This window comes from Paenibacillus sp. OAS669 (assembly GCF_014873645.1).
Lineage (GTDB): Bacteria > Bacillota > Bacilli > Paenibacillales > NBRC-103111 > Paenibacillus_S > Paenibacillus_S vulneris.
On the sequence record NZ_JADBDR010000015.1, the window covers coordinates 97,114 to 108,998 of the forward strand.

The 11,885-nt window shown below is 49.8% G+C and carries 13 protein-coding genes and 1 riboswitch; of the genes, 1 reads left to right on the forward strand and 12 read right to left on the reverse strand.

All coding sequences use genetic code 11. The features are described 5' to 3' along the window. Nucleotides 1-8: 8 nt before the first annotated feature. From ribD to GGC63_RS26740, 7 genes are all read right to left on the reverse strand, one after another. The gene (gene ribD / locus GGC63_RS26710; protein ID WP_225948521.1) at nt 9-1,142 is read right to left on the reverse strand and encodes a bifunctional diaminohydroxyphosphoribosylaminopyrimidine deaminase/5-amino-6-(5-phosphoribosylamino)uracil reductase RibD; all 1,134 of its coding nucleotides are present in this window, start codon (nt 1,140-1,142) and stop codon (nt 9-11) included. A 238-nt stretch (nt 1,143-1,380) separates the two neighbouring features. Next, a riboswitch (FMN riboswitch) is annotated at nt 1,381-1,540 on the reverse strand. 111 nt (nt 1,541-1,651) lie between these two features. After that, entirely contained in the window at nt 1,652-2,761 is a 1,110-nt protein-coding gene (locus GGC63_RS26715) for a phosphodiester glycosidase family protein (RefSeq protein WP_412973898.1), read from the reverse strand. 176 nt (nt 2,762-2,937) lie between these two features. Then, nucleotides 2,938-3,369, reverse strand: coding sequence for a peptidylprolyl isomerase (locus GGC63_RS26720; protein WP_079910741.1), 432 nt, complete (start codon nt 3,367-3,369; stop codon nt 2,938-2,940). A gap of 205 nt (nt 3,370-3,574) precedes the next feature. Further along, on the reverse strand, nt 3,575-4,906 hold the full coding sequence (lysA, locus tag GGC63_RS26725) for a diaminopimelate decarboxylase (RefSeq protein ID WP_192704904.1): 1,332 nt from the start codon (nt 4,904-4,906) through the stop codon (nt 3,575-3,577). Between the two features lie 116 nt (nt 4,907-5,022). Then, the gene (locus GGC63_RS26730) at nt 5,023-6,744 is read right to left on the reverse strand and encodes a spore germination protein (RefSeq protein ID WP_192704905.1); all 1,722 of its coding nucleotides are present in this window, start codon (nt 6,742-6,744) and stop codon (nt 5,023-5,025) included. 20 nt (nt 6,745-6,764) lie between these two features. After that, entirely contained in the window at nt 6,765-7,190 is a 426-nt protein-coding gene (locus GGC63_RS26735) for a stage V sporulation protein AB (RefSeq protein ID WP_079910744.1), read from the reverse strand. Next, on the reverse strand, nt 7,187-7,819 hold the full coding sequence (locus GGC63_RS26740; protein ID WP_192704906.1) for a stage V sporulation protein AA: 633 nt from the start codon (nt 7,817-7,819) through the stop codon (nt 7,187-7,189). The genes GGC63_RS26735 and GGC63_RS26740 overlap by 4 nt, the downstream gene beginning before the upstream one ends. A 167-nt stretch (nt 7,820-7,986) precedes the next feature. Here GGC63_RS26740 and GGC63_RS26745 point away from each other — a divergent pair, with 167 nt between their 5' ends. Beyond that, a complete protein-coding gene (locus tag GGC63_RS26745) occupies nt 7,987-8,196 on the forward strand; it encodes a DUF378 domain-containing protein (protein WP_079910746.1) in 210 nt (69 codons plus the stop codon). Between the two features lie 179 nt (nt 8,197-8,375). On the opposite strand, the gene sigF is transcribed toward GGC63_RS26745, so the two are convergent. The 5 genes from sigF to GGC63_RS26770 all read right to left on the reverse strand — a co-directional run bounded on the left by sigF (nt 8,376) and on the right by GGC63_RS26770 (nt 11,813). Continuing rightward, a complete protein-coding gene (sigF, locus tag GGC63_RS26750; RefSeq protein WP_079910747.1) occupies nt 8,376-9,131 on the reverse strand; it encodes an RNA polymerase sporulation sigma factor SigF in 756 nt (251 codons plus the stop codon). 12 nt (nt 9,132-9,143) lie between these two features. After that, nucleotides 9,144-9,590: an anti-sigma F factor gene (spoIIAB, locus tag GGC63_RS26755; protein WP_192704907.1), complete on the reverse strand. Its 447-nt coding sequence runs from the start codon at nt 9,588-9,590 to the stop codon at nt 9,144-9,146. Further along, nucleotides 9,587-9,940 (reverse strand): anti-sigma F factor antagonist, encoded by a 354-nt coding sequence (spoIIAA, locus tag GGC63_RS26760; protein ID WP_079911049.1) that lies wholly within the window; start codon nt 9,938-9,940, stop codon nt 9,587-9,589. Before spoIIAA ends, spoIIAB begins: the two co-directional genes overlap by 4 nt. A 150-nt stretch (nt 9,941-10,090) precedes the next feature. Further along, complete coding sequence (locus GGC63_RS26765) at nt 10,091-11,272, reverse strand: D-alanyl-D-alanine carboxypeptidase family protein (RefSeq protein WP_079910749.1); 1,182 nt, start codon at nt 11,270-11,272, stop codon at nt 10,091-10,093. 163 nt (nt 11,273-11,435) lie between these two features. Continuing rightward, on the reverse strand, nt 11,436-11,813 hold the full coding sequence (locus tag GGC63_RS26770) for a cupredoxin domain-containing protein (RefSeq protein WP_079910750.1): 378 nt from the start codon (nt 11,811-11,813) through the stop codon (nt 11,436-11,438). Nucleotides 11,814-11,885 lie beyond the last annotated feature (72 nt).

Sequence of the window (11,885 nt, forward strand, 5' to 3'; positions counted from 1 at the left end):
TTCACCTCTCATCCGTATTTCGGATAGCCGGATATACATACATCCTCGCCAAACTGTTGAACCTGAATACGTTCCAGCTGAATTGCGTTCTCCATCTTCTCGAAGCCGGCAAAGTCAAAATTGGACGGCGCGTCGGCACCTCCGCCTATAATTTTGGGGGCATAGAACAGCAGCACCTTATCAATCAAGTGCTCCTCCAGCATGGAGCCGTTCAGCTGTCCCCCGCCTTCGAGCAGGATCGATGCAATTTCTCTCTCGCCCAACAGCTCCATCGCTTTTGGCAAATCAACCTTAGGGCCTTCTCCGCATTCAAGAACCGTCACCCCGGCCGCTTCCAGTGCCCTTCGCTTGGCTGTATCGGCATCTCTCGTTGTCAAGACCAGCGTCTCGGCAGACCGATCCTTGACGACATGGGCATCCAGGGAAATCTTGAGCTTCGAATCGACGATTATACGAGTGGGGTTCAGCGCAGGAACATCCAGTCGGGTCGTCAGCAAAGGATCATCGTTCAACACCGTTCCAACACCCACCATGATGGCTTGATTGCGATGTCTCAGCGTATGGACGAACGACCTCGATTCGGGGCTCGTTATCCACTTGCTGTCCCCTGTCCGTGATGCAATCTTGCCGTCCAGCGTGCTTGCCGTCTTCAACGTAACGAACGGCATCTTCGTCACGATATACTTGTTGAACGCTTCGTTTAACGACAGGGCGCGTTCTTGCAGCAAGCCTACCGTAACATCAATCCCGTGCCGTCTCAGCCGTTCTACGCCGCTTCCTGCGACAAGCGGGTTCGGATCGGTGCATCCAACGACGACACGCTTCACCTTCTCCTTGATGAGCCGATCGCTGCAGGGAGGAGTCTTGCCGTAATGGCTGCATGGTTCAAGCGTCACATAGGCCGTTGCCCCCTCCGCCTCAGAGCCGGCCATTTGCAGAGCATGAATTTCGGCATGGGGAGTTCCGTGCTTTAGGTGCGATCCCATTCCGATGATGCGTCCGTCCTTAACCAGTACGCAGCCTACTGCGGGATTGATTCCCGTTTGGCCTGAAGCCCCTTCGGCAAGCTGGATAGCCAGCTTCATGTAGAACTCGTCGTTGATCAGCTCCACCGCTGCATCTCCTTTCATTGTCTCTGGCATGCTATTTCCTTTGCGGACATACAGAAAAGGCCCTCTTTCCTCCACGAGAAAAGGGGCCTGACTTTGATAGGCATACGTAAAAAACGCACAACTAAAGCTATCTGCGACACAGCTAAATAAAGTTAACGAACCGACAGATTTTTCTTAAATCTGCCATGCGGAAAGAAGCATTTCCTAAGTTGTGAAAATGACTTTCCCCTGTTTCATTAACTGCCGCGACGATAGTTCGCCGTTTGCATTTTTCCTTCTCCCATCCAGACTATACTGTCGGTCTCGGAGTTGCACCGAGTCAGCCGAGCGGCGGCATGAAGCCACTGCGCGGGTCACGGACTAAGTATTGCAGTCAGCTGCAATACATCACCGCCGGTGGGGAATTGCACCCCGCCCCGAAGGAAATTCTTATGAATCTTCAAGCGCCGATGATAACCGACGTTTGTCAGAAATCATAACACCCTGAAACAAAAATTGCAAGACATTACTCGATGAGAGCATGGGTATTCCCATCGGAATTAGGGATTAAACGGCTTATAGGATGAGTTAAAGTGATCCATATCGATGTTTTCCCAGATATTTTTGACTGCAACCTGATCCGGTTTGCTGAATACCAGGAAGGCCGTTGGCAAATATCTCATTCCGTAGCTGCTGGAAGGCTTATTGACGACCTGATTGTCTTTAACGAGCACAGAGGATGAGCCTCCGTCGAGGTTAGCCGCCGTTACCGCTCCTCTGTCGAGCAAAATGTTCTGGACGTCATATAGCGTTGCGCCGATGGAGTAGCCCGGCTGGCGACCGTCAATAACGACGAACATAATGGTTCCGTCCTGCTTCTGGGCCATACAGCTTCTTGGGGCGATTCCCCAGCCGTCTGCCTGATTCTTAATCAGCCCTTTTCCGTTGACGATAAATTTGGGCTGGAAGGTCACCGCATCCCTTACCCCCATGCTGAGCAGCTCGGATGGTTTATAGCGTCCTGCCACCATGAGACCGTTCTTGTCAATCCCTACGACATTGACAGGGTCCTCCATGCCCACATCGCTGTACAGGAGCTTCCCTCCGGACATAACAATTCCCGCAGGCTTGAAGCCGTTGCCGTCCCAGTTCGGGTCGTCAAAGGCCCCGCCGTTCACGCCGGCTATCGCCTTCGTCCGCTGAACCATGTTCAATATTTGCTCGCCTTGTCCTACTATGCTTGTCGTGACTACGCGGATCATCTTGGGGTCATGAACATATAAAATATGCCCTTTATAATTTTTCCCCTCTATATCTTCTACTTCCACATTCTTGTTCGCTTTATTCTCCAGATCAATATTGTGCTGGTCCTTGATCTGTGCCATCTCGTCGAATTTCTTCTCGTAGTCCGCAACCCTCCGGTTCAGCTCGTCTTCGCCGATCAAATACTTGGCCCAATGCCTATGCTGCGTCGTTATCAGCGTATCGGCCATCATGTAGCGGAGCGTAGAGCCGGAAGCCGTCCCGTAGAACCATATCAGCGCCGCAAGAGCTAAGAATATCAACACCATCAGCGTATAAGCGATTTTGCGGTTCCTTCGCTTCTTGCGGGCATTCTTCCCTGTCGAAGTGCGGGTTTGTTGCAGGGATAAGCCTTGATTGCTATCCACGTGATAACCTACTTTCATTCTAGTAATCTGAGTTGTCTATTAAACAATACCATGAAAAAAAGCTGAAAATGAACTGGGAATGAAAAGAAATTGGGCTGGAGTGCACGAAAAATGTACGAAAAAAGACCGAAAGCCCTGTAAAAGAGAGCTTTCGGCCTTCATTTCCTGTCAAGGGATTATACTTCGACTACCTTTACGGATTCCATACGGTCTCTTCCCTGGAATTCGTCAACATGCTCCATACCGGAAACCACTTTTCCGAATACGGTATGCTGTCCGTCCAGATGCGGCTGCGGCTGGTAGCAAATATAGAACTGGCTGCCGCCGGTATTGCGTCCGGCATGCGCCATAGCGAGCGTACCGCGTTCATGCTTGTTAGGGTTGATTTCGCAGTTGATTTTGTACCCAGGGCCGCCTGTGCCGGTGCCATGAGGGCATCCGCCTTGCGCTACGAAGCCAGGAATAACGCGGTGGAACACCAAACCGTTGTAAAATCCTTCGTTCGCCAATTTTTCAAAGTTAGCGACCGTATTAGGCGCATCTTTGTCAAACAAATCGATAACGATTTGGTTACCGTTTGCCATAGTAATATGAGCTTGTTTTGCCATTCTATGTACACTCCTTTATTCTTCAATGTGTCCTATTGTACTATAACCAAGCCTCGTTCACAAATCACTTTTTGTTCAAATGCCAAAGAAACCCGCAAAGCGGGGGACTGGCATCAGAGCAGATTCAGGAACTTTGCGTGTGGCCCCGAAAGAATGCCAAAAAAAACGGCTCTCCGTAACTTTCGAGAGCCAGCCGGCTTGAAAACTATACCATTTTGGTCACTTGCTTCATACGCTCAGGAATCATATCGTTGCCAACGATGTTGTCGTAGGATTCGCGTTGAACTACGACGTCCGCTTGGCCGTCTTTCACAAACACGACAGCGGGTCTGCGAATACGGTTATAATTGCTGGCCATGGCATAATTGTATGCCCCTGTGCAGGATACGGCCAGAACATCTCCGCTGTTCACCTTAGGCAATTGAATATCCCAGATGAGCATATCGCCGCTTTCGCAGCATTTACCGGCGATAGATACCAGCTCATCCTCCGGCTCGGTTGCCCGGTTCGCCAGCATCGCCTCGTAACGCGATTCATACAACGCTTGGCGAGGATTATCCGTCATGCCGCCGTCCACAGCAACATACTTGCGGACTCCAGGGATATCTTTATAAGTACCCACCGTATAAAGTGTCGTTCCCGCTTCGCCGACAATGCTGCGGCCCGGCTCGACCCAAATTTCCGGCGTCGGATAATTGTATTTGCTGAAGTTGGTTTTGATCGAGCTTGTAATGGCTTCAACGTATTTGCTGACCGGCAAAGGAGTGTCCCCTTCAACATAACGGATGCCGAAGCCTCCGCCCAAGTTGACAACGCTGAACACAACGTCCAGCTCATCCCTTACCTTGGCGGCAAAAGCGATCACCTTGTCCACGGCCAGCTGGAAGCCTTCGACCTCGAAGATTTGCGAGCCGATGTGGGAATGAACACCTAACAGCTCGATATTCGGAAGCTGAACCGCTTCTTGAACCGCGCGGTACGCCGAGCCGTTATCCAAATCCAGGCCGAACTTGGAATCGATTTGTCCCGTCGAAATGTACTCGTGGGTATGTGCTTCAACACCCGGAGTAAGACGGAACAGGATGTTTACCTTTTGACGCTTCTCACCCGCAATGGCATTGAGCAAATGTAGTTCGACCATATTGTCAACGACAAAGCAGCCGATCTTGGCATCAATCGCCATTTCGATTTCATGCGGAGATTTATTGTTGCCGTGGAAATGAATGCGTTCGGCCGGGAAGCCGGCCTGCAGCGCTGTATACAGCTCACCGTCGGATACGACGTCCAGCGACATTCCTTCCTCTTCCGCAATGCGGCACATCGCCATCACGCAGAACGCCTTGCTCGCGTAAGCCACCTGAAATTTCAGGCCGGACGCGCGGAATGCTTCGACATACTCGCGGCATCTTTGGCGAATCAGCGCTTCGTCCATCACATACAGCGGTGTTCCGAATTTTGCTACGAGATCGGTTGTATCGCAACCGCCGATCTGGAGGTGACCTTTATCATTAATTTTACTGGTTCCATGTAAGTACATTATCGGTTTCCCTCTTCCCCCTGAACATTACTTCTAACTTACCATAATCGAATGCAGGCTGACAATAAGAGAAACTTGTAATTGTCTTTTTGTGCGGTTCGAAGTCGATAACACCGTTAAGATTTCGGCTGCCGGGTATTATCTGTCGTCTGGGTTAAGCTCATCCGGTTCTTCCGCGCCATGAACGGACGACGGACAATAATCTCGTTCAGCGCTTTGAAATTGAACGGTATGAACGGCCACATGTACGGAGCGTTGTAGGATCTCCGCGTCGTCAAGTAGACCAGCATTGCCGTAAACCCGATGACGACACCGGGCACTTTAAATACGGCTGCCAATACGAGCAGCCCCAATCGGCTTAAACGGTTCGCAAGGCTTAACTCATAGCTCGGCGTCGCAAAGGTTCCTACCGCCGCTATGGCCAGGTACAAGATGACCTCGTTCACGAACAGCCCGCTTTTCACCGCTACATCGCCTACCAGTATGGCGGCAACAAGCCCCATCGCCGTAGCCAGCGGGGACGGCGTATGTACGGCCGCCATTCGCATCAGATCAATGCCTAGCTCGGCTATGAGAAACTGGGCCAATAACGGCAGTCTGGCCGTTTTTTGCGGACCGAGAAACTCCAGGCCTGCCGGCTTCAGCTCCGGTGAAGTAACAAGCAGGAACCAGAGCGGCAGCAGGAAGATCGATGCAGCGATCCCGATAAATCGGACCCAGCGCAGATAGGTCCCTACGGTCGGCGTCTGTCTGTATTCTTCCGCATGCTGAACATGGTGGAAGAAGGTGGTTGGCAAAATAATGACGCTCGGGGACGTGTCTACAAACACAGCGACATGACCCTCCAGCAGATGAACAGACACAATATCAGGTCTTTCGGAGTAGCGGACCATCGGATAAGGATTCCAGCTCTTGCCTACAATCGCTTCCTCAAGCTGCTTTTCGGCAAGGGGAAGTCCGTCAACCTCCACCTTTTGAATTTTATCACGGATGGATTCGACCAGCGCGGGATCACAGATGTCATCAATATAAGCGAGGCAAATATCCGTGTGCGTTCTTCTCCCTGCGCGCAGCATCTCCAGCTTCAGCTTAGGGTCCCGGATGCGGCGGCGCACCAGGGTAACGTTCGTCAGCAGCGTCTCGACAAAGCCGTCTCTGGCTCCGCGCACGACCCTCTCCAAGTCCGGCTCCTCCGTAGTCCGGACAGGGAATGATTTCGCATCCACTATAATCGCTGTGTTCGACCCCTCGAAGAAAAAGCCGCTCGCTCCCATGGATACGTTATCGATCACTTCGCTCAGCTTGTCCGTTTCCTTAACCTGGATGTGGGGAATGATGGCATCCATGAACAGCTGTACGGCATCCTGCCCTTTACCGCCGGTGACCTGATGTGAGACGGGGGACTTCGTGATGTCGCCTTCCAAAGTGCGGCTGTGAATTTCCGCAGCCGACATCCGGTCCAATATCATGGTCAGAACCGTATCCTTTGCAAATCCGTTGTAGTAGAATATCCCGGTTTTATGCCCTCCGAATACCATTTCCCGGAAGACGATATCAAAGCTTTGATTCAGGCCGACCTCTTTTTCCAGCAGCTTCTTCAGCCGTCCAAAATCGCTTGGGATATGGTCCTCCTTGGATGAGCCGCCGGCTTTTGATGGACCTCGATGCTCCGTCTCCGTCTTCTCCGCTTCGTCTTCCATCGCCTCGTGATGGAACTCCGGCGGCAGCCAGTCGTGAGATGAAATAATGTTGCCTTCATGGTCAATTTCAAGCTTCGCCTCTTCACCGGCTTCTTCGCGGCCGGATAATTGTTTAGGCTTAATCGGTATTTTTTTCATATCCTTCAGCTCCCTTTCTCTTATCCCAAAAAATTAAGCCAATCCAGCAAGGAACCCAGTACTTTCCCGAAAATCATAGCCATAAGAAGCCATATCATATACGAGCTCATTCCAATGCGTTTTGCCAAAATAGGAATCACGTTGACTACTTCCGTAAGCGCGCCTGCCAGCATGCCTACAAAGCCGCCGGCGAATAATCCGAACAGCCCTGCAGCCATCGGAAGAAAGGAATAGGACCAGTTAAAGAAATCGGATAACGTGAAAAAGAGGGAGCCCGTAATTACGGAGGCCTCATACCATCGGATAAGATGATACGTCCTTGTGATTTGCGCCAGTCGTGGAATTACGTCGAGCACGACGAGAAAAGCCACCATCCCGCTGCCTACCGCGATACCACCCGCCAACCCGATGAACATCTGAAGCGGTGTCGTCCACCACCCGTTCATTTCCGCTCCCTCGCTTCATGGATTTTGGCGTATTCCTCCGCCACGACGTACGTGTTCACATTTTCCTCATACAGGAACATTTCGACTTCCAGAGGACTCGGCTCCTCGTTGAATTTCTTTTTAAAAAGGTGATTAAAAAAGACGATCATTCCGATTCCGATCCCGATGGAATAAGGTATTTGCAATATCAGCGGATGCTGCTCCCATTTGCCCGTCAGCAGCTGATAGATTCGCCGGTGAACCTCGGCCATGCTGACATCGGCGTGAAAGTTCATGATGGCAAGCCCGGACCCCACAAATAAAAGAAGCCAGACCACAATAATCTGGACTATGTTCGGCGGCTTGCGGGATTCATGAATATCGATCAAGCAATGGGGTTCTCCAAAATGCTCAATTTGAAAAAATGGATACAGCTTCCTCACCTTCTCCACGATCAGCATCATATCGATTAATATTTTGTTGCCCTCGTTCTCCTTAGGCTGATGAATCAGCAGATGATTCAAAGGCTCTTCATAATCGCTATCGACCAACAATTGTGCTATCCTGCCAAGGTAGATCTCCTCACCCCGGCGCACGCAAACCCGTTTGCGCAATCGGATATATAAGGTTGGATTGGAGGCAGCACTCATTCCATTCACTCCCTTGTGCATTTATCCCATAGTATGAATAACAATCATCTCTCATAGTCATTTGCCGGCTTGCCAATAATTCACTTCCCCTTCTGCATAAACTTTTGTCATTTATGAAAAAGTAACAATATGACATAACTCTTAATCCCAAGAAAGGGTGCGTAGAAATGGGTAAAATCGCTTTAACGCTCGTAATTATCGGTGCCTTAAACTGGCTGCTTGTCGGTCTGTTCCAATGGGATCTGGTTTCCGCTATCTTCGGGGGAGATATTCATCGCACGTCCTCCGGCATCAGCCGCATTGTATATACGCTGGTAGGCTTATCCGGATTATATTGCCTGAAATATTTATTCCTGGATGAATCCAGAGCGTCGTAGAGGGTCATACATTTTGGGGTTCCCCCAAGTACCTTTAGTTCGAAGTCCGGCCTATTGTGCGGAGCATGTTTAAAATAAATCACCGTTGCAGCCGGAGACCTGTGTTCAAGTAACGCGAGCGCTCCGGTTTTTTCTATTGGATGGATCTCGATCCCGGCACGTAAAAAAGACCAAACAGCCTATTGGGCTATTTGGTCTTTAATGGACTGCAATATTTTTTTCTCAAGCCTTGAAACCTGTACCTGCGAAATTCCGAGCCGGCTTGCGACCTCGGACTGCGTCTGATCCCTGAAATACCGCAGGTAGACGATAAGCCGTTCCCGCTCCGATAAACTGCCTATCGCTTCGTTCAATGCCAGCTTCTCAAACCATTTGTCTTGACCATCATCCGCAATTTGATCCATTAACGTAATCGGATCTCCATCATTTTCGAACACGGTCTCGTGAATGGAAGACAACGGTTTATTCGCTTCTTGCGCGAAGACGACATCCTCAGGAGAAATCTGCAGCTCACTCGCTACCTCGGTAATGGTAGGCAAACGCCCATTTCGTTTGGACAGCTCATCCTTGGTTTTTCTTATTTTATTCGCCAGCTCCTTCAAGGACCGGCTAACCTTCAGCGTGCCGTCATCACGGAGAAAACGCTGAATTTCGCCGATGATCATAGGAACCGCATAGGTTGAGAACTTTACATCATAGGATAAATCGAACTTGTCTACCGATTTTAACAATCCGATACAGCCAATTTGAAACAGATCCTCGGCTTCATATCCTCGGTTCAAAAAGCGCTGCACAACGGACCAAACCAGACGGATATTGCAGTTTACCAGCGTTTCTCTGGCAAGCGCATCTCCGGATTGACTCAAAGCAATTAACCTTTTGACTTCGGCATCATCCAAATAGCTGTGGGAGGCATGTTTCAAATCGACATCCATAAGATCAGACCCCTAATTGAACAAAGCTTTTTTTGATAAAATTCGCTTTTTCATTTTAATTTTTGTTCCGATCCCGACTTCGGTAGTCACTTCGATCTCATCCATGAAATTTTCCATAATCGTAAAGCCCATTCCCGAGCGTTCCAGCTCAGGTTTGGAGGTAAACAACGGCTGTTTGGCCAATTCCAAATCCTCGATTCCTGCCCCTTGATCCTCAATGGTCAAGTAGACGGTGTCATCCTCCATCTCGGCATGAATCGTGACGATCCCGTCCGGCCGATTGTTGTAGCCATGAATAATGGCATTCGTTACCGCTTCGGAAACGACAGTCTTCAGATCCGTCAGCTCATCCAATGTCGGGTCAAGCTGCGAAACGAAGGAAGCGACGGTAACGCGGGCGAAAGATTCATTCTCAGAGCGGCTAGCAAACTGCAGTGTCATAAAATTTCGTTCACTCATGATACGACCTCCAAACTGGTAAGAGCTTGTCTTTCGTTATCCTGAATAGACAAAATTTTAAATAAACCGGACATTTCAAACAAACGGTATACGGACGGATTGACGTCACAAACTACCATTTTGCCGCCCTTTGCCGTAACTTGCTTGTAGCGGCCAAGAATGACCCCGAGCCCCGAGCTGTCCATGAAGGATAAGTCCTTCAAGCTCAGTACGATATGGCTCGTATTGCCCTTCAGCAGAGCTTCCTCCATACGCGTTTTTACGGAATCCGCGGTATGATGGTCCAACTCTCCCTTAAGCCTGACGATCAGCGTTTTGCGGTTATGCTCCAGTTCAATATGCAGACTCAAGCTGCTCACTCCTTCCCTTTCATGCACACTCATTTCTACATCGATTTTGTCTTTTCCTGCCCTCCGACAAAACTAGAAGAAATGCGCTAGAAATAGAAGAAATGTGACATATTGCGCTGGAGCCGCACATCTGCCTCTGCAGGCAGCTCCTTAATCAATAAAGAACAAACGTTTGGCGGTACGCTTGGTCAGCACCCATAAGCCCGCTTTCTTAACGTCAACCGGCGAAGTAAGCTCGAATTCCGACAGCACCTGATCGCCTTTATACACAACAAGCTTACCGACCTGCTGACCCATGCTGATTGGTGCCTTCAAGTCCTGATTCAGCTGCACCTCGTGGCGGATGCCTTCGGCAGCATCGCCTTTTTTAAGCAGCAGGCTGTAGCGCTGCGTTGCGGTCAACGGAATAACCGGCTGCTCGCCTTTGCTTACCTTAATTTGCCCCAGGGTGTCTCCTTTGTTGACAATCGGCAGGTTTGTGTATTGAGCGAAGGCATAATCGAACAGGCTGGATACTTCCGCATTTCGCGTCTTCGTATTCGGCTCGCCCATCACAACGCTGATGACTCGCAAATTATCTCTTTTGGCCGTAGCCGATAAGCAAAATTTCGCTTCGCCCGTGAAACCCGTTTTCAGACCGTCGGCACCGCTGTAGAACCGGACCAGCTTGTTCGTGTTGACCAGCCAGAAGGGCTTAGGCGTATCCTTGCGCAAGTAGTCTTGATATGCTCCAGTAAACTGTGTAATCTCTTCATGCTTCAATAGTTCTCGCGACATGATGGCGATATCTTGTGCAGAGGAATAATGATTATCCGCCGGGAGGCCGTTACAGTTAACAAAATGAGTGTTCTTCATTCCCAACTGCTGGGCCCGCTCGTTCATCATTTGAACGAAGGCCTGCTCGGAGCCTGCTATCCTCTCCGCCATAGCGACGGAAGCATCGTTACCTGAGGCCATGGCAATCCCCTTCAGCATGTCTTGAACGGTCATTTCTTCTCCCGGTTCAAGAAATATTTGCGAGCCTCCCATAGAAGCCGCATATTCGCTGGTGCGAACCTTGTCATCCATCTTGAGCTTTCCATGATCAATCGCTTCCATGATGAGCAGCATCGTCATAATTTTCGTAATACTGGCCGGGGGCAATTTCGCTTCCTTGTTTTTCTCGAAAATGACCGTTCCCGTATCCGCATCGACGGTAATTGCCGACATCGCATTCGGTGCCAAATCAACAGCTTGGGACGGAGCCTTCTTCTCCTCCGCAAACGCCGCAGGCCATGCAAATGACGCCAGCAGCGAGATAGAAACGAACAGTTTGAGTACCTTGTTGAGCATACCTTTCTACCCCTCCAAAAATGTTATATTACTGCTTATCAGTGTTGACTACTTTACCTTGAAATATTCCAATCCGTGGAAAAAGAAAAAGCCGGGATGAATTTCATCCCGACCTGGAATAGAAAAGAGAGCCGATCTCTCGACTCCCTTAAGCTGTTCTACCTTATTGTACGATAAGCTTGGTTTTCATGTCAGCATGTCCAGGACCGCAAGGAAGCACGCAGTGTACTTCGTAAGTGCCTGGTTTGTCAAACGTAACATCAGCGGATTTCGTGTTATTGTCCAGCTTCACGTTCAATCCTACGATTTCCAACGCATGAAGACCTTCTTTGTTCATCAGAGAAACGGTCACCTTTTCGCCAGCTTTGACTGTATATTCAGGCTTATCGAACTGATAGTTCGAAGCCACGAATTTCAACTGGGGTCCGGCTTTCGCTTCCGCTGCCATTTCCGCTTGACGCTCCGAAATGTTTTGGAACAGCACTCCTGCACCCAGAAGGCAGGCTACAATAAATAAAGTAAACATGATCCACTTTTGCATTTGGAAATATCCCCCTTACAGTTTTACCAACAGACGTATAGCCTTATTGTACATAATGAAACGTGCTTTACC